Source organism: Streptomyces sp. V3I8 (assembly GCF_030817535.1).
Taxonomy (GTDB): domain Bacteria; phylum Actinomycetota; class Actinomycetes; order Streptomycetales; family Streptomycetaceae; genus Streptomyces.
Genome location: NZ_JAUSZL010000002.1, coordinates 7,338,967 through 7,365,432, shown reverse-complemented (window position 1 = coordinate 7,365,432; position 26,466 = coordinate 7,338,967). Strand labels below are relative to the sequence as shown.

General features: G+C 72.6%; 18 protein-coding genes. 11 read left to right on the top strand and 7 right to left on the bottom strand.

Annotation, left to right across the window (positions count from 1 at the left end):
* The first annotated feature begins 219 nt into the window (after window positions 1-219).
* Together QFZ75_RS32600 and glpK are read left to right on the top strand one after the other, a co-directional pair.
* Window positions 220-945: an MIP/aquaporin family protein gene (locus QFZ75_RS32600; RefSeq protein ID WP_307542646.1), complete on the top strand. Its 726-nt coding sequence runs from the start codon at window positions 220-222 to the stop codon at window positions 943-945.
* Between the two features lie 79 nt (window positions 946-1,024).
* Window positions 1,025-2,536 carry a glycerol kinase GlpK gene (gene glpK / locus QFZ75_RS32595; RefSeq protein ID WP_307542644.1) on the top strand — a complete coding sequence of 504 codons (1,512 nt, stop codon included), beginning with the start codon at window positions 1,025-1,027 and terminating at the stop codon, window positions 2,534-2,536.
* Between the two features lie 61 nt (window positions 2,537-2,597).
* On the opposite strand, the gene QFZ75_RS32590 is transcribed toward glpK, so the two are convergent.
* Genes QFZ75_RS32590 through QFZ75_RS32575 form a run of 4 tightly spaced genes read right to left on the bottom strand, consistent with a single transcriptional unit; the run spans window position 2,598 to window position 6,866 of the window.
* Window positions 2,598-3,203 carry an ATP/GTP-binding protein gene (locus QFZ75_RS32590; RefSeq protein ID WP_307542642.1) on the bottom strand — a complete coding sequence of 202 codons (606 nt, stop codon included), beginning with the start codon at window positions 3,201-3,203 and terminating at the stop codon, window positions 2,598-2,600.
* Between the two features lie 46 nt (window positions 3,204-3,249).
* A complete protein-coding gene (locus QFZ75_RS32585) occupies window positions 3,250-3,645 on the bottom strand; it encodes a DUF742 domain-containing protein (RefSeq protein WP_307542641.1) in 396 nt (131 codons plus the stop codon).
* 9 nt (window positions 3,646-3,654) lie between these two features.
* Window positions 3,655-4,095 (bottom strand): roadblock/LC7 domain-containing protein, encoded by a 441-nt coding sequence (locus tag QFZ75_RS32580; protein ID WP_307542639.1) that lies wholly within the window; start codon window positions 4,093-4,095, stop codon window positions 3,655-3,657.
* A complete protein-coding gene (locus tag QFZ75_RS32575; protein ID WP_307544943.1) occupies window positions 4,092-6,866 on the bottom strand; it encodes a nitrate- and nitrite sensing domain-containing protein in 2,775 nt (924 codons plus the stop codon). Before QFZ75_RS32575 ends, QFZ75_RS32580 begins: the two co-directional genes overlap by 4 nt.
* A 416-nt stretch (window positions 6,867-7,282) precedes the next feature.
* On the opposite strand from QFZ75_RS32575, the gene QFZ75_RS32570 reads away from it, so the two are divergent.
* Window positions 7,283-7,816 carry a hypothetical protein gene (locus QFZ75_RS32570; protein ID WP_373466071.1) on the top strand — a complete coding sequence of 178 codons (534 nt, stop codon included), beginning with the start codon at window positions 7,283-7,285 and terminating at the stop codon, window positions 7,814-7,816.
* Window positions 7,817-7,878: 62 nt separating this feature from the next.
* On the opposite strand, the gene QFZ75_RS32565 is transcribed toward QFZ75_RS32570, so the two are convergent.
* Both QFZ75_RS32565 and QFZ75_RS32560 read right to left on the bottom strand, forming a co-directional pair.
* Window positions 7,879-9,084 carry an NAD(P)/FAD-dependent oxidoreductase gene (locus QFZ75_RS32565; RefSeq protein ID WP_307542635.1) on the bottom strand — a complete coding sequence of 402 codons (1,206 nt, stop codon included), beginning with the start codon at window positions 9,082-9,084 and terminating at the stop codon, window positions 7,879-7,881.
* Between the two features lie 172 nt (window positions 9,085-9,256).
* Entirely contained in the window at window positions 9,257-9,577 is a 321-nt protein-coding gene (locus QFZ75_RS32560; protein WP_307542634.1) for a bifunctional 3-phenylpropionate/cinnamic acid dioxygenase ferredoxin subunit, read from the bottom strand.
* A gap of 301 nt (window positions 9,578-9,878) precedes the next feature.
* Here QFZ75_RS32560 and QFZ75_RS32555 point away from each other — a divergent pair, with 301 nt between their 5' ends.
* The 8 genes from QFZ75_RS32555 to QFZ75_RS32520 all read left to right on the top strand — a co-directional run bounded on the left by QFZ75_RS32555 (window position 9,879) and on the right by QFZ75_RS32520 (window position 21,753).
* Complete coding sequence (locus QFZ75_RS32555) at window positions 9,879-10,622, top strand: IclR family transcriptional regulator (protein ID WP_307544941.1); 744 nt, start codon at window positions 9,879-9,881, stop codon at window positions 10,620-10,622.
* 246 nt (window positions 10,623-10,868) lie between these two features.
* Window positions 10,869-11,954 (top strand): S-(hydroxymethyl)mycothiol dehydrogenase, encoded by a 1,086-nt coding sequence (locus QFZ75_RS32550; RefSeq protein WP_307542632.1) that lies wholly within the window; start codon window positions 10,869-10,871, stop codon window positions 11,952-11,954.
* Between the two features lie 68 nt (window positions 11,955-12,022).
* A complete protein-coding gene (locus QFZ75_RS32545; protein WP_307544940.1) occupies window positions 12,023-14,461 on the top strand; it encodes an FAD-dependent oxidoreductase in 2,439 nt (812 codons plus the stop codon).
* A 130-nt stretch (window positions 14,462-14,591) separates the two neighbouring features.
* Entirely contained in the window at window positions 14,592-15,761 is a 1,170-nt protein-coding gene (solA, locus tag QFZ75_RS32540) for an N-methyl-L-tryptophan oxidase (RefSeq protein ID WP_307542630.1), read from the top strand.
* A complete protein-coding gene (locus QFZ75_RS32535; RefSeq protein ID WP_307542628.1) occupies window positions 15,758-16,978 on the top strand; it encodes an aromatic ring-hydroxylating dioxygenase subunit alpha in 1,221 nt (406 codons plus the stop codon). Before solA ends, QFZ75_RS32535 begins: the two co-directional genes overlap by 4 nt.
* Window positions 16,920-18,386, top strand: coding sequence for an aldehyde dehydrogenase family protein (locus QFZ75_RS32530; RefSeq protein WP_307542627.1), 1,467 nt, complete (start codon window positions 16,920-16,922; stop codon window positions 18,384-18,386). The genes QFZ75_RS32535 and QFZ75_RS32530 overlap by 59 nt, the downstream gene beginning before the upstream one ends.
* Window positions 18,387-18,574: 188 nt before the next feature.
* A complete protein-coding gene (locus QFZ75_RS32525) occupies window positions 18,575-20,158 on the top strand; it encodes an APC family permease (protein WP_307542626.1) in 1,584 nt (527 codons plus the stop codon).
* Window positions 20,155-21,753, top strand: a complete 1,599-nt coding sequence (locus tag QFZ75_RS32520; protein ID WP_307542625.1) for a GMC family oxidoreductase — start codon at window positions 20,155-20,157, stop codon at window positions 21,751-21,753. Before QFZ75_RS32525 ends, QFZ75_RS32520 begins: the two co-directional genes overlap by 4 nt.
* Before the next feature lie 6 nt (window positions 21,754-21,759).
* Here QFZ75_RS32520 and QFZ75_RS32515 read toward each other — a convergent pair whose 3' ends face one another.
* Entirely contained in the window at window positions 21,760-26,463 is a 4,704-nt protein-coding gene (locus tag QFZ75_RS32515; protein ID WP_307542623.1) for a hypothetical protein, read from the bottom strand.
* Between the last annotated feature and the right edge of the window lie 3 nt (window positions 26,464-26,466).

Here is a 26,466-nt window from a genome sequence, read left to right as displayed (position 1 = left end):
CGGCGTCGTCGTACTCCGGCGTATTCAGGCACGGCGCCGCGCGGGCTCTCGCCTGCGTCGACGGGCCACCCCCACGGGCGATTCGGCTGCTACGGCACGCTCGTCACGGACGCCGGACGGGGCGCGGCATCCGTCTGCCTCCGGCCGAAGTGGCCATCGGAACGCACCCTGCACCGTGGACCGGGGCGGATCGCCCCGGGTTTGGGCCTAGGAGCCGCCATGAGCAACGCAGATGTCTTCGTCGGTGAGGTCATCGGCACAGCGATCCTGATCCTTTTCGGCGCCGGTGTGGTCGCCGCCGTCGTACTGAACTACTCCAAGGCGAAGGACGCCGGCTGGATCGTCATCGCCTTCGGCTGGGGCTTCGGCGTACTGGCCGGCGCGTACACCGCCGCGCCGCTGTCCGGCGGGCACCTCAATCCGGCGGTGACCATCGGTATCGCGGTCGACACCGGGGACTGGGACCAGGTCCACCTCTACATCGCCGGCCAGCTGGTCGGCGCGTTCCTCGGCGCGGTGCTGTGCTGGCTGACCTATTACGCGCAGTTCCAGGCCAACGCCGAGGAGGAGATCGCCCAGCCCACCCTCGGGATCTTCTCCACCGCGCCCGAGATCCGCAATCCCGTGGCGAACCTGATCACGGAGATCATCGCGACCGTCGGCCTGGTCCTGCCGATCCTGGCCTTCGGGCTCACCGAGGGGCTCGGCCAGTCCGGCACGGCCATCCTGATCGTCGCGTTCCTGGTGGTCGGCATCGGTCTGTCGCTCGGTGGTCCGACGGGGTACGCCATCAACCCGGCCCGCGACCTGGGCCCGCGCATCGCCCACGCCATCCTGCCGATCCCCAACAAGGGCACCTCGGACTGGAGTTACTCATGGATTCCGGTGGCGGGGCCGCTGATCGGCGGAGCGCTGTCCGGACTCGTCTTCAACGTGGCCTTCTAGGCCTGTCGTTCGCATTCCCGCCTGCCGGCCGGCGACAGGACCCAGCGCGGCCTGTGCAGATCCCGACGAAGGGGACGTCATGACGGACAAGTTCGTCGCCGCAATCGACCAGGGCACCACGTCCAGCCGCTGCATCGTCTTCAACCAGGACGGCGCGATCGTCGCCGTCGACCAGCGCGAGCACCGCCAGATCTTCCCCAAGCCGGGCTGGGTGGAGCACGACGCCACCGAGATCTGGTCGAAGGTGCAGGCCGTGGTCGCGGGCGCGCTCGCGAAGGCCGGGCTCCGCGCCGACCAGCTCAGCGCGCTGGGCATCACCAACCAGCGCGAGACGACGGTCCTGTGGGACCGCGCCACCGGCAAACCCGTGCACAACGCGATCGTCTGGCAGGACACTCGCACCTCCGCGCTGTGCAACGAACTCGGCGGCACGGACGGGCAGGACCGGTTCCGCGAGCGGACCGGGCTGCCACTGGCCAGCTACTTCTCCGGGCCCAAGGCGGCCTGGCTGCTCGACAACGTGCCGGGGCTGCGGACCCGCGCCGAGCGCGGCGAGATCGCGTTCGGCACGATCGACTCCTGGCTGATCTGGAACCTCACCGGCGGCACCGACGGCGGCCGGCACGTCACCGACGTCACGAACGCCTGCCGCACCATGCTGATGAACCTCTCGACGCTCCGGTGGGACCCGTCCATCCTCTCCGCGATGAACGTCCCCGAGGCGATCCTCCCGGAGATCAGGTCCTCGGCCGAGGTGTACGGGACCGCCGTGGGCCAGCTCGCCGGAGTACCGGTGGCCTCCGCGCTGGGCGACCAGCAGGCGGCGGTGTTCGGGCAGGCCTGCTACGACGTGGGCACGGCCAAGAACACGTACGGGACGGGCAGTTTCCTGCTGCTCAACACCGGGAACCAGCCCGTGCCCTCGAAGAACGGGCTGCTGACGACGATGGGCTACAAGATCGGTTCGGAGGCGCCGGTCTACTGCCTGGAGGGGTCCATCGCGATCACCGGGGCGCTGGTGCAGTGGTTCCGCGACCAGCTCGGCATCATCCGCAGCGCCGACGAGATCGAGACCCTCGCGGCGGGTGTCGACGACAACGGGGGCGCGTACATCGTGCCCGCGTTCTCAGGTCTGTTCGCGCCGTACTGGCGCTCCGACGCGCGCGGGGTCGTCACGGGCCTGACCCGGTACGTCACCAAGGGGCATCTGGCGCGGGCCGTGCTGGAGGCGACGAGCTGGCAGACGCGTGAGGTCGTGGACGCCATGTTCCAGGACTCCGGGGTGCGGATCACGACCCTGAAGGTGGACGGCGGCATGACCAGGAACAACCTGCTCATGCAGCACCAGGCGGACGTGCTCGACGTACCGGTGATCCGCCCGAAGGTCTCCGAGACGACCTGTCTGGGAGCGGCCTACGCGGCCGGCCTGGCGACCGGGGTGTGGAACGACCTCGACGAGCTGAAGACGCACTGGCAGAAGGACGTCGAGTGGACGCCCGCCATGGAGGCCTCGGTCCGTGACCGCGAGTACGGCAACTGGCGCAAGGCGGTGGAGAAGAGCTTCGGCTGGCACGAGGACGGCGCGGGCTGAGCCGCGCGACCTGTGCTCCGCGCGCGCGTGGAGCACAGGTCGCGCGTGGAGCACGGTCCGCTCAGGGGGTGAGGGTCCGGCGGCGCTCGGCCGCGTACGCCATCGCGTGCTGGACGACCTCGATGAGGACCTCCTTGACCGAGTCCCGGCCGCGGGCGTCGCACGGCACCACGGGGACCGCGGGGTCGAGGTCGAGGGCCCGGCGGACGTCCTCGGCGGGGTAACGGGAGGCGCCGTCGAAGCAGTTGACGCCCACCACGAAGGGGATGGCGCGCCGCTCGAAGTAGTCGACGGCCGCGAAGCAGTCCTCCAGGCGGCGGGTGTCGGCGAGCACGACGGCACCGAGGGCGCCGGTGGCGAGCTCGTCCCACAGGAACCAGAAGCGGTCCTGGCCGGGTGTGCCGAAGAGGTACAGGACGAGGTCCTCGCGCAGCGTGATGCGGCCGAAGTCCATGGCGACCGTGGTGGTGTGCTTGCCCTCCACCCCGCTGGTGTCGTCGACGGGACGGCCCGCTTCCGTCAGCAGTTCCTCGGTGCGCAGCGGCTTGATCTCGCTCACGGCGCCGACCAGGGTGGTCTTGCCCACGCCGAAGCCGCCCGCCACCAGGATCTTGAGGGTGACGGGCTCGACCGGGGTCCCGCCCCGTTCAGTGCGCCCGAAGATCATCGCTCTCTTCTCCCGCTTCTCGACAACTGCTTCGCAGGCACGCGGTTCACAGGGCCCGCAGGCCGCTGATCACGTCGCGCAGGATGCTCTCGTCCGGCAGCTCCGCCGGGGGCACCGGACGCGACACGTGGACCAGTTCCTCCTCGACCAGGTCGCCGATGAGGACGCGTACGACCCCGACGGGCAGGTCCAGTCCGGCGGCCAGTTCGGCGACCGACTGGGGTGCCGCACGGCAGAGTTCGACGATGTCCACGTGTTCCGGGGACAGTGCCTGGTCCGCCTCCGGATCCTCGGCGTACCGCTCCGCCACGACCAGCGCGATGAGGTCGAGACGGTGCTGGCCCGGGCTGGTGGTGCGGCCCCGGGTCATGGCATACGGACGGACCACCGGTCCGGCCTCGTCGTCGAACCAGTGGGGCGTCCCCTGACCGTCTCCGCTCATACCGTCCCACTACCCGCCCGCGGACAGATCGGTGCGCGGGACGGCGGCGAGATGCACACCGACCCTCTTCACGAGCAGGGTCATCTCGTACGCGACCTGCCCGACGTCGGAATCGGCGTCCGACAGGACGGCGAGGCAGCTGCCGTCGCCGGCGGCCGTGACGAAGAGGAACGCCTCGTCCAGTTCGACGACCGTCTGGCGGACGCTGCCCGCCTCGAAGTGACGGCCGACGCCCTTGGCGAGGCTGTGGAACCCGGAGGCGACGGCGGCCAGATGTTCGCTGTCCTCCCTCGTCAGGTCACCGGAGACGCCCGTGGGGAGGCCGTCCCCGGAGAGCACGAGTGCTTTGCGGATGCTGGCGACGCGTGCCACCAGGTCGTCGAGGAGCCAGTTGAGTTCCCCCGTCGCCGTGGTGGTCGTGGTGTGGCCGGCGGCCTTCGGTCCGGTCATCGACCGTCTCCCTTAGTCGTTCCTGGTGCTGTGCCGTCCCGGGGCTCGTCGCCCACGGCGTTCTCCTCGCGGCCGCGCTGCCAGCCGCGCTGGAGCGAGGCCATGCGGCTGCGTACCTCGTCCGCGTCACGCTCCGCGGGGTCCGGCGTGCCGGTCCCGCGGCCCGTGGTGTGCCGGTCCGGCGTTTCCATGAGCTGCGGGGCCAGATTGGCCTGCCGTACGCGGCGGGGCAGCGTACCGCCCGCGCCGGCGGCGGGCCCGGCGGAACGCGTACCGCCCGGGTCGATCGCGCGGCGGGCGCCCCGCTGGGGCAGGGCGGGGGCTTCGGCGTCCCCGCCCCCCGGTCCCCGTACGACCGCCGCGCTCTGCTCGCCACCCCGGTCGTCGGCCGTGCCCCGGCGCCCGGCGGGCAGGTCGTCGGTGTCCCGCAGCGCCGGTCCCCGCCTGGTGCTCCTCGACCGCTGCGGCAGCTCTTCGAGCACACCGGAACGCTCGGACGTGTCCTGGGACGGCTGGGGCGGTTTCGCCGCCCCGCCGACCGGACGCCCGTGGGAGCTGACGAGTTTGGGAGCACGGCGGCGCGGCAGCGGAACGTCCGGCTGCTCGTCGTCCCCGGCGACGGAGCGGCGCGGGCGGAAGATCCCCCCGTGTTCGCCGTCGTCGTCGAGGGCGCCGGGAAAGCCTTCGAGGGCGTCCAGGTCGGCGGGCGCCTCCAGTTCGACCGGTCCGTCGAGGATCGACGTGGACAGGCCGGGCAGCGGGACGGGCACCTGGGACAGCGCGGTCCTGCGGCTCTCGTCGGCCGGTTGCTTCGCGTTCTGCGCGCCCTTCGCGGGGAGCGCCCGGTCGAGCCGGAACCCGGTCCCGTTGGTGTCGGGCACGTCGTCCGAGAGCAGCGCGTCCGGCACGAAGACCACCGCGGTCGTCCCGCCGTACGGGGACGGCTGCAGCGAGACGCGTACGTTCTGCCGCTGGGCGAGGCGGCTGACCACGAAGAGACCCAGCCGGTCGGTGTCCGAGAGCTCGAACTCGGGGGTCTCGGCGAGACGCAGGTTGGCGTCGAGGAGCGCCTCGGCGGTCATACCGAGTCCGCGGTCGTGGATCTCCAGGGTGAACCCGTTGGCGACGCGCTCGCCGAGCACCTGTACGGCCGTGTGCGGCGGTGAGAACACCGTGGCGTTCTCCAGGAGTTCGGCCACCAGGTGGGTGAGGTCGGCGACGGCGGAACCGGTGACGGCCATCCGCGGCAGCCGCCTGACCTCGATGCGCTCGTAGTCCTCGACCTCGGCGACCGCGGCGCGTACGACGTCCATCAGCTGGACGGGCTTGCGCCACTGCCGGGAGGGGGCCGCTCCGGAGAGGATGACCAGGCCTTCGGCGTGCCGGCGCATCCGGGTCGTCAGGTGGTCGAGACGGAAGAGGTCGGCGAGTTCGTCGGTGTCCTCGGTCCTGCGCTCCATCGTGTCGAGCAGGGTGAGCTGCTTGTGCAGCAGGACCTGGCTGCGGCGTGCGAGGTTCACGAAGACCTCGGAGACGCCGCTGCGCAGTTCGGACTGTTTGACCGCGGCCTCGACGGCCGACCGCTGGAGGCTGTTGAGGGCCTGGCTGACCTCGCCGATCTCGTTCTTCTCGTACTCCAGGCGCGGCACCTCGGTCTCGACGTCCACCTGCTCGCCGGCGGAGAGGCGGCGCATCACGCTGGGCAGCCGGACCCCGGCAGTCTCGTTGGCCTCCTGGCGCAGCCGGCGCAGGTCGCGGATGAGGCCGCGGCCGATGCGTACGGACATGAAGAGCGAGACGAGCACGGCGGCCAGGCCGAGCACGCCGGCGATGGCGGCCTTGACGATGACGCCGACGGCGACGGGGCTGACGCGGTCCTGGAAGCGGTCACCGGCCTGGGTGTCGAGCTTGTCGAGACCGTCGAGGACACCGCCCGCCAAGCCGTCCCAGCTCTTGGCGCTGACTCCGCGGGGGGCACCCGGCGCGGAGGCGAGGGCGGACTGTTCGGCCACGCGCAGGGGCGCCGTGCCGGCGTTCTTCCAGTAGTGCTCGTAGCGGACGCGCTCGGCGGAGGGCAGCTGCGGCAGGTTGATCTCGTACATGATCGTGCGCTGGGCGACGAGGTCGGAGACGTCGCGGGCCTCGTCGCGGGTGACCCGGCCCACGACGAGCGCGGAACCGAGCAGCGCGTCCTCGCGGGCGAGCAGTTCACGGGCGCGCGACATGTTGACGAGGGCACGGCCCTGCTTGTCCACGTCCACGTTGTCGAGGACCTGGAGGTTGGCCAGCAGGATGTAGCAGGGGTCCACCAGGCGGTTGTAGAGGTCGAGTGCCTGGGCGCGGGTGACGGTGTTGTCCTCCACGCTCTGGCGCAGCGACCCGACCCCGTCGAAGGCGTCCAGGATCGCGGTGAGGCGCTCGGTGGAGTCGGTGCCCAAGTCGTCGCGTACGTCGCCGTCCCCGGCGTTGCGCCGGATCTTCGACACGATCTCGTCGGTGGCGGTCCGGGTGCGGCGCAGGTCGGCGAGGGCGTCGGAGGCGCGGGGGTCGGCGAGGTAGACGAGGGTCTGGCGGCGCTCGTCCTGGAGCACGCTGATGACGTCCTCGGTGGGGTAGCCGATCTCCTGGACGATGAACGTGGTGTCGAACAGCCGGTTCACCTCACGCCCCGTGAGGAAGGTGGCGAAGGCCCAGATCCCGGTCAGGGACACGAGCGGCACGAGAAGCAGCGCCACGATCTTCCGGCGGACGGACTTCCCGCGAAAGCGCATGGCCTCCCCCAGCTCGGCCCCGTCGGCGGGGGCACGCATGTACGTCAACAAACGGCGCGAGCCTACTACCGACACACAGGTATCTCGAAGGCCTGTCCGAGCCGACGGACCGTGCGGTGGGGCGGGACATCCGCAGTTGTCCGTTCATTGCGGGAGATTGCCTCCTCGAATCCGACACGGGACAATGAGTGCGATCCGGTCCGTACGGCAGCCCGGTTGGCCGGAAATTTTCGGTCACCGGGAATCTTCGGCTTACGTCGATCGTCTGTCTGTACAGAAGTGGGAGGCGGACGCGGCCACAGGTGCCGTCACCGCCCCGGGCGGCGTAACGGAACGCAAGCCGGGCAGCCGATGGGGAACCGGGGTCTCGTGACACCGGGGTGGACTGTTGCCAGGCGGTGGGGAGTGACGAGTTGATGGGCACGGCGGAGCGGTACGGGGCGGTCGGGACGGACGTCGTGACGATCACGGAGGCGGAGCGGGACCCACGGGCCCCGGGCCATGGCATTCCGGCCGACCTTGCGGCGACGGACGCCGAGGCGGAGGCGGAGCGGGTGCGTTACCGGCCGTTGTGGGTCGAGGAACCGGCGGACCGGCGACGGCTGCCCGATCCCGTGCGCGCCTCCGCGGTGCGGGCCGTCATCATCATCGCGGTCACGCTGATCCAGGCGATGGTCGCCTTCTTCTGCACGATGGCCGGTTCCTGGCTCGCGTTCCCCATGGTGCTGAGCAGCGTGGCGAGCACGGTGGTGGCCACCTGGGGCGCGCTGGACGTCTGGGTGACCCGCCAGGTGTGGAACCAGCGCAACGGCGTGGTGTCGGAGCCGAGCAGCACGGCGCGGGCGCTGCGGCGCGAGCGGCGCAGGGTGCGGCGCCAGGAGCGGTCGGCGGAGCGGGCCAGGGTCCGTATACAGCGGCGGCGCGGCGCGGGGCAGTTGTCCCACTCGTAGGGACGGACCGCGGAGTGCCCTCGCCGCGGGAGTTCCCTCGCCGTACCGGTGTCCGCGGTCCGCTAGGGGATCGCGGCCTCCATCACCCCGGTGTCGCGGCCGAGTTGGCGTCGGGCCCGGGTGAAGGGGCGCGGCCGGTCCACGGAGAGGACCGCGGTCGTCCGGCCCGCGCACTCGTACAGCGCGAGGAGACCGCCCTCGCCCGGCGCGCCGTCCTCGACGGTGCCCTCCGTGATGCGCACGGTGTCGGTGCCCAGGCGCCGTCCGGCGAACTGGATGCGCGCTCCGTACTGGTCGGACCAGAAGTAGGGCACCGGGCGTACGGTGTGCGCGGTGTGCCCGGCAAGAAGGTTGCGTACGGCGACCCGGGGCTGTTCGGTGGCGCTGGTCCAGTGTTCGGCGCGGGTGCCGCCGATGCGGGCCACATCGCCGACCGCGACCACCTGGGGCAGAGCCGTCACACAGCCGTCGTCGCACGGCACCCCGTCGTGCGGTGCCCCGTCGTGCGGTGCGAGCGCCGAGCCCGCCAGCCAGCCGGTGTTGGGAGTGGTGCCGATGCCGACGATCACCACATCGGCGGGGAGGAGGCGGCCGTCGGTGAGTTCCACCGCGGTGACCGCGGCGGTGCCGCGCAGCGCGGTCACGCCCGTACCGGTGATCAGTTCGACGCCGCGGCGGCGGTGCAGCGCGGCGCACAAGGCCGCCATCCGCGGGCCGAGTTGGGGTATCAGCGGCAGCGGAGCCGCTTCGACGACGGTGACCTCGTGGCCGAGTCCGGCGCACGAGGACGCGGTCTCGGCGCCGATGAAGCCCCCGCCGATGACGACGACGCGACGGGGCCCCGCGGTGAGTTCGGCGCGCAGGGCGCGGGCGTCGTCGAGGGTGCGCAGGGTGTGGACTCCGGTCCCGGTACGTCCCTGGCCCGGGAGCCGGCGGGCCGAGGCTCCCGTGGCGATGACGACGCCGTCGCAGGGGACGGTACGCCCGTCGCCCAGGAGGACGCTGCGGCCGTGGGCGTCGAGGCCATGGGCGCGGATGCCGAGCAGCCACGTCGCGTCGAGTTCGCCGAGCTCCTCGGCGTCACCGAGGGCGAGCCGGTCCTCGCCCGACCGGCCGGTGAGGAAGTCCTTGGACAGGGGCGGGCGGTCGTACGGGAGGTGCGGTTCGTCGCCGACGATCACGAGCCGCCCGTCGAATCCCTGGGCGCGCAGTTCGCGGGCCGCGTACAGCCCGGACAGCGAGGCGCCGACGACAACGACGGTCCTCATGCGCTGCTTCCCTTGCCGGAAGCACAGGGAGCACAGGGAGTACGGGAAGCACAAGAAGGGCGGGGAGTACGGGGAGTACGCGGAGTGGGCGTCCCGGCGGCGTGCCAGGCGGTGCCCGTGGGAGGGTGGGGCCAGGGAACCCGCGGTGCCGCGTCCCTCGGGCGGGGGATCGTCATGCCGCCGTCCCCTCCTCGGCCGCCACGTGGACGTGGACGACTCCGTCGTCGACGGTGACGCGGTGGGTGCGGACGGCGCGGCGCGCGGGCAGGCAGGTCGGCTGCCCCGTGCGCAGATCGAACGAGGCGGCGTGCAACGGGCATTCGACGAGACAGCCCTCCAGCCAGCCCTCGGCGAGGGACGCGTCCTGATGGGTGCAGGTGTCGTCGATGGCGTACAGCTCGCCGTCGGCGTTGAAGACCGCGATGGGCGGCGTGGTGTCGACACGGGCGGACTCGCCCGCGGGGAGGTCATCGAGGCGGCAGACGGGAATCACGGGCCCCCCTCTCGGTCCGGGACCCGGCGGTCCCGGACCTCACAGGTCCGGTCTGTCCGGGACCTTCCTGGTCACGGACCCTTCGGTAACATGCTGTTTCGTATCACGCATGAGAAAGCGCTATGCGCAACAGAATCCGCGCGGGGTGCCCACCGCGTCAAGGGCTTCCGGCAGATGCGGCCCGAACCGGCCGCCAGGTGATGAGAGTTGATCTATGACCCGCACGCAGAAGCAGGCCGACCGCACGGAGGAGACGCCGCAGGAGACACCGGAGAAGCCGGGCCGGAGCACGGGGAGTTCCGTGCAGTCGGTGGACCGCGCGGTGAGCGTGCTGGAGATCCTCGCCCGGCTCGGCGAGGCGGGCGTCACCGAGATCGCCGACGAACTGGACGTGCACAAGTCCACGGCCTTCCGGCTCCTCGGGGTGCTGGAGAACCGGGGCCTGGTCAGCCAGGCCAGGGACCGCGGGAAGTACTTCCTGGGAGCCGGCGTACTGCGCCTCGCAGGGGCGGCGGCCGTGCGCCTGGACATCTCGCAGGAGGGCGTGGGCGTCTGCCGCGAACTCGCGGACGAGCTGGGTGAGACCGCCAACATCGCCGTCCTCGACGACACGGCGGCGGTCAACATCATGCAGGCCCGCGGCGCCGCGTCGGTCACCGCGCAGAACTGGCTGGGCAGGCGCACCCCGCTGCACGCCACCTCCAGCGGCAAGGTGCTGCTGGCCCACCTGCCGGAGACGCTGCGCGAAGGGCTGCTGGCCAGGACCCTGCCGCGGTTCACCGAGCGCACGATCACCGGTACGGCCGCGCTGCGCGCCGAGCTGGCGGCCGTGGTCGAGCAGGGGTACGCGTTCGCCAGGGAGGAGCTGGAGCTGGGCCTGGCCGCGACGGCCGCGCCGGTACGCGCGCACGACGGCAAGGTGATCGGCGCCATCAGCGTCTCCGGCCCGGTGTACCGGCTGGGCCCGGACCGGCTGCCGGAGCTCGCCGAGCGCACCGCCGCCGCCGCGGCCGACCTGTCGCGCCGGATGGGGTACGGCCTCTGACGCGACCGCAGCCGCACGCCCGCCGGTTCCGTACGGGCGTGCCCACCGCCGCGCGCCCGGATGCGGAACACGGCGCGGGGCCGCGGCGGACGGCTCCGCGCCGTGGTGTGTCCGGCAGGTTTCCCGCCGTCCGCGCCCTTTGCCAAGGGTTAACCCGGGCCTCTTGACGGCATCCTGGGCGCCTTCTCACTATGTTCCTCAGCGCGCAACCCATAGTGCAGTGCGCAACAGCAGAGGAGCTAGGTCGTGCCACACGAGGTCCGTGCCGTAGTCGCTGTGAAGAAGGGCGCACCCGTCGAGGTGCGGACGATCGTCGTCCCCGACCCCGGTCCGGGCGAGGTGCTCGTCGCCGTGCAGGCCTGCGGGGTCTGCCACACGGACCTGCACTACCGGGAGGGCGCGATCGGCGACGACTTCCCGTTCCTGCTGGGGCATGAGGCGGCCGGCACGGTCGAGGCGGTCGGCGCGGACGTCACCGGCCTGCGCCCCGGCGACTACGTGGTCCTCGCCTGGCGGGCCCCCTGCGGTTCCTGCCGGTCCTGTCGCCGCGGCCGCCCGTGGTACTGCTTCGACTCGCGCAACGCCGGCCGGCCCATGACCCTGCTCGACGGCACTCCCCTCAGCAACGCGCTGGGCATCGGCGCCTTCGCCGAGAAGACCCTGGTCGCGGCGGGACAGGCGGTGCGGATCGACCCGGCGGCCCGCCCCGAGGCCGCGAGCCTGATCGGCTGCGGGGTGATGGCCGGCTACGGCGCGGCGGTGAACACGGGCGGCGTCGGACGCGGTGACACGGTCGCCGTCATCGGCTGCGGCGGCGTGGGCGCCGCCGCCGTCGCGGGCGCCTGCCTCAACGGCGCCGTGAAGGTCGTCGCCGTCGACGTCGACGACAGGAAGCTCGACCGGGCGGAGCGTTTCGGCGCCACGCACACGGTCAACTCCCGTGGCACCGACCCGGTCGAGGCCGTACGCGGCCTCACCGGCGGTTTCGGCGTCGACATCGCCATCGACGCGGTGGGCCTCCCGGAGACCTTCCTGCAGGCCTTCCACATGCGCGACCACGCGGGGCTGCTGGTGCAGGTCGGCGTCCCGTCCCCGGGGACGAAGGTCGAACTCCCGCTGACCGAGGTGTTCTCGCGCGGCGGCGCGATCAAGTCCTCCTGGTACGGCGACTGTCTGCCCAGCCGCGACTTCCCGTTCCTCGTCGACCAGTACCTCTACGGGCTGCTGGACCTCGACGCGTTCGTCACGGAGACCGTCGCGCTCGACCAGGTCGAGGAGGCGTTCGCCACGATGCGGCGCGGCGAGGTACTGCGTTCGGTGGTGGTCCTGTGAGCGGCCGGGACACCGCGGGGAGCGGCCGGGACACCCCGGGGAGCGGGGCGCCGGCGACGGGCCCCCGTGTGGTGATCGTGGGCGCCGGCATCGTCGGCTGCTCGCTCGCGGACGAGCTGACCGCCCGCGGCTGGACCGACGTCACCGTCCTCGAACAGGGGCCCCTGTCCGCCCCGGGCGGCTCCACCTCGCACGCGCCCGGACTGGTCTTCCGGACCAGCCCCTCCAGGACACTCACCGCCTTCGCCCGGTACACCGTCGAGAAGTTCGGCTCCCTCGAGGTGGACGGGGTGTCCTGCTTCGACCCGGTCGGCGGCCTGGAACTCGCGACGACCCCCGAACGCCTCGCCGAGCTGCACCGCAGGGCCGGCTACGCCGCCTCCTGGGGCGTGACCGGCGAGATCGTGAGCGCGGCCCGCTGCAAGGAACTCTGGCCGCTGATCGACAAGTCGGCCGTCCTCGGCGGCTTCCACACCCCCGGCGACGGCCTGGCCCGCGCGCTGCTCGCGGCCCGGGCCCAGCGGGAACGGGCCGCGGGCCGCGGCGCGCGCTTCCTGGACCGGCACACCGTCACCGGGATCGAGCGCGCGGACGGCCGGGTCACCGCCGTCGTCACCGACCGGGGTGCCTTCCCCGCCGACCACGTGGTCTCGGCGGCCGGTTTCTGGGGTCCGGTCATCGGCCGCCTGGCCGGCGTCGACGTACCCCTGCAGCCCCTCGCGCACCAGTACGCGCGGACGAGGCCCCTGCCCGAACTGGCCGGCGCCACCGCGGAGGCGTCGCGGCCCGTCCTGCGCTTCCAGGACCGCGACCTCTACTTCCGCGAGCACACCGACCGCCTCGGCATCGGCAGTTACGCCCACCGGCCGCTGCCCGTCGACCCGTTCGCGGTGCCCGGGTACGACGAGGCGCGCGCCAACGGCCGGGAGATGCCGTCGTCGTTCCCGTTCACCGCGGAGGACTGGGCGCCGAGCTGGGACGACTGCCGACGGCTGATGCCCGCGCTGCGCGGGAGCGGGATCGAGGAGGGCTTCAACGGCGTCTTCTCCTTCACCCCGGACGGCATGCCGGTCCTCGGCGAGGCGCGCACGCTGCGGGGCTTCTGGCTGGCCGAGGCCGTCTGGGTGACCCACTCGGCCGGTGCCGCCAGGGCCGTGGCCGAGTGGATGGTGGACGGCCGCCCGCGGACCGACGTCCACGAGTGCGACCTCACGCGCTTCGAGGACGCCCAGCGCTCCCCCGCGTACATCAGGGACCGGGGCGCACAGCAGTTCGCCGAGGTGTACGACGTCCTGCACCCGCTGCAGCCGATGGAGCGGCCGCGTCCGCTGCGGGTGAGCCCGTTCCACGCCCGCCAGCGGGAACTGGGCGCGTACTTCCTGGAGGGCGGCGGCTGGGAGCGTCCGCACTGGTACGAGGCGAACGCGGCGCTCGCCGCCGACGGCCCGGACCTGCCCGAGCGGGACGCCTGGTCGGCCCGGCACTGGTCGCCCGTCGTGGCGGCGGAGGCGCGGGTGACCCGCGAGCGGGTCGCGCTCTACGACATGACCCCGCTGCGCCGCCTCGAGGTCACCGGCCCCGGGGCCCTCGACTTCCTGCACGGTATGACCACCAACAACCTCCGCAGGAAGCCCGGCGCGGTCACCTACACCCTGCTGCTGGACCGAACGGGCGGCATCCGCTCCGACCTCACCGTCGCGCGGCTGGGCCCCGACCGCTTCCAGGTGGGCGCCAACTCCCCCGCCGACCTGGACTGGCTGACCCGGCACGCCCCGGACGGTGTGACGATCCGGGACATCACCTCCGGCACCTGCTGCGTCGGTGTCTGGGGTCCGCTGGCCCGCGCCCTCGTGCAGCCGCTCACCCGCGACGACTTCTCGCACGAGGGCTTCGGCTACTTCCGCGCCAAGGAGACGTACCTCGGGCACGTCCCCATCACCGCGCTGCGGCTGAGTTACGTCGGCGAGCTGGGCTGGGAGCTGTACACCACCGCCGACCTGGGGCTCCGCCTCTGGGACACGCTCTGGGAGGCGGGCCGCGAACACGGCGTGATCGCCGCCGGGCGCTCCGCCTTCAACAGCCTGCGGCTGGAGAAGGGGTACCGCGCGTGGGGCGTCGACATGACCGACGAGCACGATCCGTACGAGGCGGGGCTCGGGTTCGCCGTGCGGCCGGACAAGGGGGACTTCCTGGGGAGGAGCGCGCTGGAGAGGCGGGCGCCGGCGGAGGGGCGGGCCGGGCCCCGGCACCGGCTCACGCCGCTGTTGCTCGACGACCCGTCGTCCGTCGTGCTCGGCAAGGAGCCGGTGTACGTCGACGGGGCGCCCGCGGGGTACGTCACCAGCGCGGCGTACGGGTACACGGTGGGGCGGTGTATCGCGTACGCCTGGCTGCCGGTGCTCCCTGTGGGGACCGGGGTCCGTGTCGAGTACTTCGGGGAGAAGGTTGCGGCGACCGTTGCCGGTGAACCGCTCTTCGATCCGGGGATGAGCCGGATCCGGTGCTGAACGCTTCGCGTGGGGTCGGGTGTCGCGTGCGGGCCGGTGGGGGCCGGCCGCGCAGTTCCCCGCGCCCCTGAAAACCTGGTGGGACCGTGCGTCGGTACGGTCCCGCGCCCCTGAATGACGGAGGTTTTTCGTGTCCCCTTCCTACGATGTGATCGTTGTCGGGCTCGGTGGGATGGGCAGTGCCGCCGCTCATCATCTGTCCTCGCGCGGAGTGCGCGTGCTGGGGCTCGAGAAGTTCGGGCCCGTGCACGACCGCGGTTCCAGTCACGGCGGCTCGCGGGTCACCCGGCAGTCCTACTTCGAGGATCCGGCGTACGTCCCCCTGCTGCTGCGCGCCTACGAGCTGTACGAGGACCTGGAGCGGGCCACCGGCCGGGACATCGCGACGCTCTGCGGCGGTGTGATGATCGGCCTGCCCGACTCGCGGACCGTCGCCGGTTCGCTGCGCTCGGCCACCCAATGGGACCTCCCCCACGAGATGCTCGACGCGGCCGGGATCCGCCGCCGCTTCCCCACCCTCTCCCCGCGGGACGACGAGGTCGCGCTGTACGAGGAGAAGGCCGGTCTGGTCCGTCCCGAGAACATGGTCGCGGCCCATCTCCAGCTCGCCACCGCGCAGGGCGCCGACCTGCGCTTCGACGAGCCGATGACCCGCTGGGAGCCGTACCGCGACGGCGTACGCGTGCACACGGCCGGGAACACCTACACGGCGGGTCAGCTGGTGATCTGCCCCGGCGCGTGGGCGCCGCGGCTGCTCACCGACCTCGGTGTGCCGTTCACCGTCGAGCGGCAGGTCATGTACTGGTTCCGGCCCCGGGGCGGGGTCGGGCCCTTCCTCCCGGAGAACCACCCCGTCTACATCTGGCAGGACGCGGACGGCGTCCAGGTCTACGGGTTCCCGGCCATCGACGGGCCGGAGCTGGGCGCCAAGGTCGCCTTCTTCCGCAAGGGGCAGGTCTGCACCCCGGAGACCATCGACCGGACGGTCCACGCGGCCGAGGTCGAGGCGATGGCGGACCACATGTCCCGCCGCATCCCCGATCTGCCCGGCACCTTCCTCAAGGCCGCCACCTGCATGTACTCCAACACCCCCGACGAGCACTTCGTGATCGCCCGGCATCCCGCGCACCCCGGGTCCGTGACCGTGGCCTGCGGTTTCTCCGGGCACGGCTTCAAGTTCGTGCCGGTGGTCGGCGAGATCCTGGCCGACCTGGCGCTGACGGGCAGCACCGCCCACCCGATCGGCCTGTTCGACCCCCGCCGCCTCGCCGCCACGCCCGCCCGAGGAGCCCACACGTGACGACGACCCCCGTCTCCCCCGCCACCGCGCCCGCTTCCGCCCCGGCCCAGCCGTCACCGAGCCTGGTCAGCACCCTGCCGGGGCACTACTACACCGATCCGGAGATCTTCCGGCAGGAGCAGGAACGGCTCTTCGAGTCGATGTGGTTCTGCGCGGTCCGCGGCGCCGACCTGACGAAGCCGGGCGCGTTCCGCACGGTCCAGGTCGGCCGTGAGAACGTCCTGGTCACCCGGTCCCGCACCGGGGAACTGCGCGCCTTCCTCAACGTCTGCCGGCACCGCGGGGCCCGCCTGTGCACGCAGGAGGCCGGCGAGGTGCGGCGCGCCCTGCGGTGCCCGTACCACGCCTGGACGTACGACCTCGACGGGAAGCTGATCGCGGCGCCGAACCTGGTGAGGATGCCGGACGTCGACCGCACGGAGTACGGACTGGTCCGGGTCGCGCTGCGGGAGTGGCTCGGCTACGCCTGGGTGTGCCTGGCCGACGAGCCGCCGTCCTTCGAGGAGACGGTGAGGGGCGCGGCCGTCGAGCGGCTGGGGGACGCGGCGGCCATCGAGAAGTACGGCACGCAGGACCTCGCCCTCGGCAGGCGCGTCTCCTACGACGTGCGGGCGAACTGGAAGCTGATCGTCGAGAACTTCATGGAGTGCTACCACTGCGCGACGATCCACCCGGAACTCACCGACGTGCTGCCGGAGTTCGCGGAGGGCTACGCCGCCCAGTACTACGTCGGCCACGGCGCCGAGTTCGGCGAGGAGGTCCGGGGGTTCACCGTCGACGGCAGCGAGGGCTTCGGCAGGCTCCCAGCGATCGCCGAGGACCAGGACCGCCGTTATTATGCGATAACGGTCAGACCTACCGTGTTCATCAACCTCGTCCCCGACCATGTCATCCTGCACCGCATGTTCCCCCTCGCCGAGGACCGGACGATCGTGGAGTGCGACTGGCTCTACGCGCCCGAGGTCGTCGAGTCGGGCGCCGACGTGTCGAAGTCCGTGGAGCTCTTCCACCGGGTGAACCTCCAGGACTTCGAGGCGTGCGAGCGTACGCAGCCCGCCATGGCGTCCCGGGCCTATCGCGGAGGCGGGGTGCTGGTGCCCACCGAGCACCACATCGGGATGTTCCACGAGTGGCTCACCGGCATGCTGGGAGGCAGGGATGGCGGATCTGTACATCGGCGGCACCTGGACGGGCGCGCGGGAGAAACGCACCCGTGAGATCCGCTGTCCGGCCGACGGTTCGCTCGTGGCGGTCGTGGACGAGGCGGGCGGCGAGGACACGGTCGACGCGATCGCGGCGGCGCGCCGCGCCTTCGACGAGGGCCCCTGGCCGCGGACACCCGCGACCGAACGCGGCGATCTGCTGCTGCGCGTCGCCGACCTGCTCGTACGCGACAAGGACCTGCTCGCCCGGGCGGAGTCCCTCGACACCGGCAAACGCCTGGTGGAGAGCGAGTACGACATCGACGACATCCAGAACTGCTTCCGCTACTTCGGCCGGCTCGTCGCCGGCGGGGCCGGGCGGGTCGTGGAGACGGGCACGGAGGGCGTCGACAGCCGGGTCGTGCACGAACCGGTCGGCGTGTGCGCGCTGATCACCCCCTGGAACTACCCGCTGCTGCAGACGGCGTGGAAGGTCGCTCCGGCGCTGGCCGCGGGCAACACCTTCGTCCTCAAGCCGAGCGAGCTGACCCCGCACACGGCGATCCACCTGATGCGCCTTTTGGAGGAGGCCGGGCTGCCCGCGGGCGTGGCCAACCTGATCCTCGGTGCCGGTCCGGAGGCGGGCGCTCCGCTGGGCGACCATCCGGACGTGGACCTCGTCTCCTTCACCGGTGGTCTGCGGACCGGGCGCGGCCTCATGGCCGCGGCGGCCGGGACGGTGAAGAGGATCGCCCTCGAACTGGGCGGCAAGAACCCGAACATCGTCTTCGCCGACGCCGACTTCGAGACGGCCGTCGACATGGCGCTGACGGCCGTCTTCCTGCACTCCGGGCAGGTCTGCTCGGCCGGGGCGCGCCTGCTGGTCGAGGACCCTCTGCACGACCGGTTCGTCGACGAGGTCGTGCGCAGGGCGAAGCTGATCAGGCTGGGCGGGCCGTTCGACGAGCGGGCGCAGACCGGGCCGCTGATCTCCGCGGCGCACCGGGCGAAGGTCGAGGCGTACGTCGCGAAGGGTCTCGAGGAGGGCGCGGTGCTGCGCTGCGGTGGTGAGCGGCCCGCGGATCCCCCGCACCCGGACGGCTTCTACTACCCGCCGACCGTGCTCGACGAGTGTTCCTCGCGGATGTCCGTCGTCCAGGAGGAGTCGTTCGGGCCGGTGCTGACCGTGGAGCGGTTCGCGGACGAGGCGCAGGCGGTGCGGCTGGCCAACGACACGGTCTACGGCCTGGCCGGCGGTGTCTTCACGTCCGACGAGGGGAAGGCACAGCGCGTCGCGTCGGCGCTGCGCGCCGGCACGGTCTGGATCAACGACTACCACCCGTACGTCCCGCAGGCCGAGTGGGGAGGCTACAAGCAGTCCGGGTCCGGGCGGGAACTGGGACCCGCCGGCCTCGCCGAGTACCGCGAGACCAAGCACATCTGGCGCACGACGAACCCGCGCCCGCAGGGCTGGTTCTCCTAGCCCCCCCTCGCCCCCTTGCCGGTCCTCAGAGGCGGTGACGACCGGCGTCACGGCAACCACCATGAAAAAGACCGCACTTCACCACGGGATCCGGCGCTGCGCGCCATAAGATCCAGACCGCACCGACGCACCCGCACGAGCCACACCTCCTCCCGCCCGGGAGAACTCCCCATCCCAGGAGGCCGCTCATGACCACCACCGAGCAACCACCGGAGCAACCGGCCGGGAAGCACGGTCACGACGACTCGGAGCTCGCCGAGTTCGGCTACAGGCCCGAACTGAAGCGCACGCTCGGCAACTTCCACACCTTCGCCGCAGGCATCAGCTACATCTCCATCCTCACCGGCACCTTCCAGCTCTTCTACTTCGGTTACGGCAGCGGCGGGCCCGCCTACTGGTGGTCCTGGCCCATGGTCTTCATCGGCCAGTTCATGGTCGCGCTGTGCTTCGCGGAACTCGCCGCGCGCTATCCCGTGGCCGGTTCCGTCTACAACTGGTCCAAGAAGGTGGGTAATCCGCACATCGGCTGGCTGGCGGGCTGGACGATGCTGATCGCGTCGATCGTCTCGATCGCGGCGGTGGCCCTCGCCTACCAGCTGACCCTCCCGCAGATCTCGTCCTTCTTCCAGTTCGTCGGCGACGGCACCGGCACGTACGACGTCGCCACCAACGCGGTGCTGCTCGCCTCCGTGCTCGTCCTGTTCACCACCCTGGTGAACGCCCTCGGTGTGAAGCTGATGGCCAGGATCAACACGGCGGGCGTCTTCATAGAACTGATAGCGACCGTCGTGCTCATCGTGCTGTTCGCGGTGCACATCACCCGCGGGCCGGGGGTCGTGCTGGAGACGAACGGCACGGGGGCGGGCCAGCCCGGCGGCTACTTCGGCGCCTTCCTGGTCGCTTCGCTGGCGTCCGCGTACGTGATGTACGGCTTCGACACGGCCGCCTCGCTCGGCGAGGAGTCCCTCGATCCGTCCCGCAACGCGCCGCGGGCGATCATCCGTGCCATCGTCGCCTCGTTCGTCCTCGGCGGACTCGTCCTGCTGCTCGCGCTGATGAGCGTGTCCAGCCTCAAGGGCGAGGAACTGTCCACGGACGGCCTGCAGTACGTCGTCCTCGACGTACTCGGCGAGGACGCGGGCAAGGCCATGCTGTGGTGCGTGTTCATCGCGGTCACCGTGTGCGCCCTGGCCGTCCACACGGCGGCGATCCGGCTGGCCTTCGCGATGGCCCGCGACAACAACCTGCCCGCATCCTCCAGGCTGGCCAGGGTCCACCCGCGCTTCCGGACGCCGATCGTGCCCGCGATCGTCATCGGGGTCCTGGCGCTGGCGATCCTGGTGGTCAACATCCGCCAGCCGCAGATCTTCACCGTGGTCACCAGTATCGGCATCATCCTGATCTACCTCGCGTACCTGCTGGTCACCGGGCCCATGCTGGTGGCCAGGCTGCGCGGCACCTGGCACCCCGCGGGCGAGGGCAGGTTCTCGCTGGGCCGCTGGGGACTGCCCGTCAACATCGTCGCGGTGGTGTGGGGCGCGGCGATGATGATCAACCTGATCTGGCCGCGCGCCGCGGTCTACAACGCGAGCGCCCCGTACCACTGGTACCTGCGCTGGGGCGCCGTCCTGTTCGTCGGCGTCGTGATGGGCGGCGGCTTCGCCTACTACTGGTTCGTGCAGCGCCACCGCACCGGCGTGCTGGCGGAGCACCGGTACAAGGCCGCCGGCACGCCTCTTCCGTCCGGTTCCGAGGAGGTCGGTCCCTCATGAGCACCCCCACGAACATCCCCGCGAACGCTCCCGTGGACGCAGACGAGTTCGACTACGTCGTGGTCGGCGGAGGCACCGCGGGCAACGTGGTCGCGGCCCGGCTCTCCGAGGACCCGTCCGTCACCGTGTGCGTCCTGGAGGCGGGGCCCAGTGACGTCGGCGACGACGCCGTCCTGAAGCTGGAGCGCTGGATGGGGCTGCTGGAGTCCGGCTACGACTGGGACTACCCGGTCGAGCCGCAGGCCAGCGGCAACAGTTTCATGCGGCACGCCCGCGCCAGGGTGCTCGGCGGCTGTTCCTCGCACAACTCCTGCATCGCCTTCTGGGCACCGGCGCAGGACCTGGACGACTGGGCCGCCGCCGGCTGTACGGGGTGGAGCGCGGCCGAGCTCTTCCCGCTCTACCGGCGGCTGGAGAACAACGACGCTCCCGGTGAGCACCACGGCCGCACCGGCCCGGTGAAGCTGCGCACGCTCAAGAGCGACGACCCCTGCGGCACCGCCCTGCTGGAGGCCTGCGTCCAGGCGGGCATCCCGACGACCCCGTTCAACTCGGGCCGGACCGTCGTGCGGGGTGCCAACTGGTTCCAGATCAACTCCGACGAGAACAACATCCGGCAGTCCTCGTCGGTCGCGTACCTGCACCCGATTCTCGGCAAGCGGCCGAACCTCGACGTACGGACCGGGGTGCGGGCCAAGAAGCTGGTGCTCGACGGGCGGCGCTGCGTGGGCGCCGAGTACCTGGACCCGGACCTGATCCGCACCCGGACGGTACGGGCCCGGCGCGAGGTGATCGTGTCCTGCGGCTCCATCGACAGCGCGAAACTGCTGATGCTGTCGGGCATCGGGCCCGCCGCGCACCTGCGCGAGGTGGGCGTCGACGTGGTGGTGGACGCGGCCGGCGTGGGCGAGAACCTCCAGGACCATCCCGAGGGCGTCATCATGTGGGACGCGAAGCAGCCCATGACGACCACGTCCAGCCAGTGGTGGGAGGCGGGCATCTTCTACGACACCGAACCGGGTCTGGACCGGCCCGACCTGATGTTCCACTACGGCTCGGTGCCGTTCGACATGAACACCGCGCGGTGGGGCTACCCGACCTCCGAGAACGCGTTCTGCCTCACGCCGAACGTCACCCGGGCGAAGTCGCGTGGCACGGTGCGGCTGCGCACGCGGGACTACCGCGACAAGCCGCGGGTCGATCCGAGGTACTTCACGCACGAGCACGACGTGCGCGTGATGACGTACGGGCTGAAGCTGGCCCGGCGGATCGCGGCGCAGCCCGCGCTGAGCGGGTGGGCCGGGGCCGAGCTGGCCCCGGGGCCGGACGTGCGGACGGACGAGGAGCTGCTCGACTACATCCACAAGACGCACAACACCGTCTACCACCCCTCGTGCACCGTGAAGATGGGTGCGCGGGGGGATGCCTCCGCCCCGCTCGACCCACGGTTGCGGGTCAAGGGGATCGAGGGGCTGCGGGTGGCCGACGGGTCGGTGATGCCGGAGCTCGTCAGCGTGAACCCGTGCATCACGACGATGATGATCGGCGAGAAGTGCGCCGACCTTCTGAAAGAGGACGCGGCCGGCGCCCCGTAGGGGCCTCTACGGGGCCGCCGGGGCCGGGCGCTTGTACATGCGGGTCGCCGTGATCTCCGTGTGGGACGCCTCCCCCGCGGGGGTCTCCTTCGGCAGGCCCGGACGGAGGTGTTCCTCCACCCTGATGTACTTCAGGCCCGCCCGCAGGTCGGCGTCGTTGCGCAGGCGGATGACCAGCGGGAACTCCGCCAGTGCCGTGGTGTCGAACAGGCCGGTCGTGTAGAGGAGCTGGACACCGAGCGCGTCGGACACGGCGCGCTGCAGCTCCAGCAGGTACGTCGCGTTGGCGCGCCCGATGGGGTTGTCCAGGAACAGCGTGCCGGCGTGGCGGTGCTTGTCGCGGCCCCGGTCGTTGGAGCGCAGCGCCGCCATCGTGCAGTAGAGCGCGATGGCGGCGGTGAGCAGCTGGCCGCCGGAGAACACGTCGCCCATCTGGCCGACGGGGACGCGCTCGGCGCGCAGTACGGCGTCGGGCTTGAGGATCTCCACCGCGATGCCCTTCGGCTGCAGGGCTGCGGCCACCCCCCTGAGCAGCAGGGACATGCCGTCGCGGCGCAGGTCGGAGTTCTTCCTGACCGCCGCCCGGGTCGCCTCGTCGACGACCTCGCCGAGCCGCTCGGCGAGCGTGACCTGGTCGGGCTCCTCGAACCGGATCCGCAGGAACTCCTGTCCTGACCACTCCCCCAGCCCTTCGGGGAGACGGGACAGCCGCTGGGCCGACCGCAGGGTGGCGAGCGCGGACTCGACCAGCCCGCGCAGCCGGTCCACGATCGAGTCGCGATTGCGCTCCAGCTGCGTCAACTCGTCGGTGAGGACCCGCAGCCGGGGCGCGAAGGCGTCCGCCCACTTCTGCGCGTGCTCGGGCAGCGCGGACGCGGGCAGCTCCCGGATCTGCTGCCGCGCGGGGGTGCGGACCTGCTCGTACCGCGTCGCGTTGGCGTGCCGTACGAGGATGTCGCTCGCCTCGCGCACGGCCGCCTCGGCGGCGGAGAGGTCGCTCGCGCAGCCGCGCAGGGAGCGGCGGGCCTCGGCGGCGGACTGCCTGGCCTCTTCGAGGGTGCCGGGGTAGGGCTCGGTCTCCTCCTGCTCGTCGTCCGTGTGCTCGCGCAGGAGGTCCCGGAGCAGGGCGGCCGTCTCGTCGAAGCCGCCGGCCGCGTCCTCGGCGGCGCGGTGGGCGTCGAGCAGCTCGGTGTGCGCGGCACGCGCCTGGGCCAGCGCGTCGGTGCGGGTGCCGAGTTCACCGGTAGCGGTGCGCAGGAGGCCCTGCGCGTGCCCGGCGTCGCGCGGTACGAGGTCCTCGGGCAGCGCGGTGTGGGCCTCGCCGTCCTCGGGCGCGTGCCGCTCGGCCTCTCCGCGCAGCCGGCCGAGCTGTTCGCTCGCCGTCGACACGCGGCCTTCGAGGAGCTGCACCAACTCCTCGGCGCGGGCCACCGCGGCCTGCCGGGACGGGCCGTCGGAGCCGTCGGTGGACTCCAGGAGCTGCGCGGCACGCGTACGCACCTTGTTGGTCAGCCGGTTCAGCTCCGTGAGCGCGGTGCTCTCGTCGCTCTCGGCCCGGGCCTGCTCCGCGCGCAGATCGGCACCGACCCCGACCTTCTCGTACAGCTGGGAGGCGGCCCGGTAGGCCTCGCGCAGGGCGGGCAGCGAGGACTTCGCGGCGTCGGGCCCGGCGTCCGGTACGTCGTCGGGGGCGCCCGCGATCTCCGCGCGCTCGGCGCGCAGCGCACGGGCCGTGCGACGGGCGTCGTCGGCGGCGCGCTGGGTGCCGCGCCGGTCCTCGTCGGCGGCGCGGGCCCGCTCCAGGCAGGCCTGGGCGCGGGCCTCCGACTCGGCCGCCTCGTCGGCGAGCTCGCGCAGCCTGACCTGCCAGCCGGCCCGCTCGCGCAGCCGGAAGGCGAGTCCGGCGAGCGCGTCGGCGGCGCGTCTGGCCCGCTGGGCGGCCTCCTGCCGCTCGTCCCGCACGAGGGCCGCCTCGGCCGCCGCCTCGTCGGCCTCGGCCCGCACCGCGCGCGCCTCGCCGAGTTCGGCCTCGGCCTCCTCGGCGAAGGCGCGCGCTTCGTCGGCCGCGGTGGCCAGCTCGGTCAGCCGTCCGGCCGGGCAGCCGGTCCGCCAGGAGGCGAGCCGCGCGGCGAGCTCGCGGTCCTTGGCGAGCCGGGCCGCCAGCTCGCGGATCTCGTCGTCCCGCCCGGTCGCGCGCGTACGCAGCGTCCGGCGTTCCTCGTCGGCGGCGTGCTCGTCGTGCATGGCCGGGTTCGGCGGTACGAGGAACACGTCGGCGCGGCCCCCTTCGCCCGCACCGGGGGCCGGGGTCGGGGCGAGCAGCGCGGCGGCCGTGCCGACGGCCACGGTGGAGCGCGGCAGCAGCGCGGCGTCGATGAGGACTTCCCGGGCCCGCGCGTGCGTGTCCGGGTCGGTGATGACGACGCCGTCGACCAGTTCGGGCCGGGCAGCCAGCACGCGCGCGTGGTCGACGGGGTCGACGGCCTGCGCGAGATAGCGCCAGCCGGGCAGTGCGGGGATGCCGTGCTCGCCCAGGTACTCCACGGTGGCGAGCACGTCCGGTCCCGGCGGCAGCAGCCCGCCGTCGCCGAGCGCGCCGAGGATCCGGGCGTCGTCGGCCGCGGCGGTCCGCAGTTCGAAGAGCTGCCGTTCGGCGGAGGCCACCCCGTCGTCGAGGAGCCGGCGCAGCTCGTCGGCGTAGTGGTCCAGCTCGCGGGCGGTGAGCGGGCCCTCGGCCGCGGAGCCGTCCGTGCCCCCCGCCGTGGGGGCGCCGCCGTCGGCGGCGCCGTCCCGCGAGGCGGTCGCGTGCCGCGGCCGGGACGGGTGTCCGGGGTGTCCCGGCCCGCTCCCCGTACCGCCGGAGGCGCCCGGCAGCCCCAGCAGCTCGGCCAGCCGCTCCTCGCCCGCCAGCGCCTCGGCCGTACGCCGTTCCGCGTCGTACGCGCGCTCGGCCGCCGTCGCCGCGTCGGCCGCGCGGGCCGCCGTCAGCTCGGCGCGGGACTCGGCGGAGGCGGCCTCCCTGGCCTGGTCGGCGGTGCGGCGGGACGCCTCGCGCGCCGCGTCCCAGGCGGCGACGGCGCTCTTCTCGGCGTCGCTGGCGGTGAGCGCCGCACGGGCCGGGTCGGCGTCGGGGGCGGTGTCGTCGAGCCAGCCGGCGCGGACCGCCTCGGCGGTCTCCTGCTCCACCTCGCCGAGGCGCTGGCGCAGGTGGCCGACCTCGCTGCGGGCGCGCTGCGCCTCGGTGGCGGCGGACGTCGCGTCCCGGTGGGCGGCCTCGCCGGCCTCCTGCAGCGCGCCGGACCTCTCCTCCTCCTCGTTGGCGACCGCCTCGGCCCCTTCCGCGGCCGCGTGCAGGGCGCGTACGAGATCGACGGCGGCCCGGGACCGCGCGGCGAGCGCGGGCGCGGCGTCCCGTTCGGCCTCCAGGATCGCGGCCGCCACGCGCGCGGAGCGGTCGGCGGCGGCGCGGTGCCGCAGGACGGCTTCCGCCGCCTGCCACGCGGAGTGCAGTGTGCGCGCGTCGGCGAGCTCCCGTTTCTGCGCGGCCGCCCCCTTCTCGGCCGCGGCGAGCGCCAGCGAGGCGTGCCGGTAGGCCAGTTCGGCCGTGATCAGCGCGCTGCGCCGCCTGGCGTCCTCCGCCTCGGTGACCCGGTGCGCGGCGGCGGTGACCTGCCGGGCGAGGTCGCCGGTGCGGCCCCGCTCCCGCACGGCGCGCGCGGAGAGCCGCCGGGCCAGCGTGCGGGTACGCCGCTCGGCGGCCGTGTGGACCTCCCGCGCGCGGGAGCGCGCGCCCGCCGCCTCGACGATCCGTCCGAGCAGGTCCACCGAACCGGCGGTGAACTCCCGCTCGGCGATCAGCTCGGCCCGGCGCCCCAGCTTGTTGCCGAACCCGCCCACCAGGTCGGCGAGGCCGTCGGTGTCCCGGGTGTCGGTGACCGCGCGCAGCAGCAGGTCGGTGAAGTCGGAGTCCTTCTTGACGGCGAAGAGACCGGCGGCCTCTCCCTCGTCGGCGTTCATCTCGCGCTGGTAGCGGAACAGTTCGGGGTCGAGGCCCAGGTCACCGAGGTGTTCGTTCCACCGGTCGTGGATCTCCTCCCAGTGCACCTCGAGATGCGGGTACGCCTTGCCCGCCTCGGTGAGCGCGTCCCGGAAGCCCTTCATGGTGCGGCGCCTGCCCTGCGCGCCCGACACGCCCTCCACCGCGGGGCGCACGGCGGTGGCCTCGGCGACCGGCAGGTTGTCCAGGCTCAGCCCGGGTCCGGGCCGGAAGGAGTACCAGGCCTCGGCGAACTTGCGCGGGTCGTTGGAGACCTGCCGCCCGCGCCACTCGCTGACCTTGCCCACCACGACGCACTCGCCGGTGAGCGTGTGCTGCCACTCCAGCGCCACGTGCCCGCAGTCGTCCGCGAGCAGGAACTTGCGCAGCACACCCGAACTGGCGCCGCCCAGGGTGTTGCGGTGGCCCGGCAGCATCACCGAGAAGATCAGCTTGAGCAGTACGGACTTGCCGCCGCCGTTCTCCAGGAAGAGCACGCCGGCGGGCGCGGGGCGGCGCGGCGGACCGACCGGCTCCTCCTCGAAGAACTCCGCCTGCGTGGGCGCGGGGTCGGGCACGGGAGCGCCCACTCCGCGCAGGTCCAGCACGGTGTCGGCGTAGCGCGCACCGGCAGGCCCGATGGAGTAGAGGCGGACCCGGGACAGCTCGTACATGGC

Bases quoted from the DNA above. Each gene is read 5' to 3' on its own strand.
- QFZ75_RS32520 (WP_307542625.1), top strand. From the start codon at position 20,155: ATGAGCACCCCCACGAACATCCCCGCGAACGCTCCCGTGGACGCAGAC.
- QFZ75_RS32590 (WP_307542642.1), bottom strand. From the start codon at position 3,203: ATGATCTTCGGGCGCACTGAACGGGGCGGGACCCCGGTCGAGCCCGTC.
- QFZ75_RS32585 (WP_307542641.1), bottom strand. From the start codon at position 3,645: ATGAGCGGAGACGGTCAGGGGACGCCCCACTGGTTCGACGACGAGGCC.
- QFZ75_RS32530 (WP_307542627.1), top strand. From the start codon at position 16,920: ATGGCGGATCTGTACATCGGCGGCACCTGGACGGGCGCGCGGGAGAAA.
- glpK (WP_307542644.1), top strand. From the start codon at position 1,025: ATGACGGACAAGTTCGTCGCCGCAATCGACCAGGGCACCACGTCCAGC.
- QFZ75_RS32580 (WP_307542639.1), bottom strand. From the start codon at position 4,095: ATGACCGGACCGAAGGCCGCCGGCCACACCACGACCACCACGGCGACG.
- QFZ75_RS32565 (WP_307542635.1), bottom strand. From the start codon at position 9,084: ATGAGGACCGTCGTTGTCGTCGGCGCCTCGCTGTCCGGGCTGTACGCG.
- QFZ75_RS32525 (WP_307542626.1), top strand. From the start codon at position 18,575: ATGACCACCACCGAGCAACCACCGGAGCAACCGGCCGGGAAGCACGGT.
- QFZ75_RS32515 (WP_307542623.1), bottom strand. From the start codon at position 26,463: ATGTACGAGCTGTCCCGGGTCCGCCTCTACTCCATCGGGCCTGCCGGT.
- QFZ75_RS32575 (WP_307544943.1), bottom strand. From the start codon at position 6,866: ATGCGCTTTCGCGGGAAGTCCGTCCGCCGGAAGATCGTGGCGCTGCTT.
- QFZ75_RS32600 (WP_307542646.1), top strand. From the start codon at position 220: ATGAGCAACGCAGATGTCTTCGTCGGTGAGGTCATCGGCACAGCGATC.
- QFZ75_RS32570 (WP_373466071.1), top strand. From the start codon at position 7,283: ATGGGCACGGCGGAGCGGTACGGGGCGGTCGGGACGGACGTCGTGACG.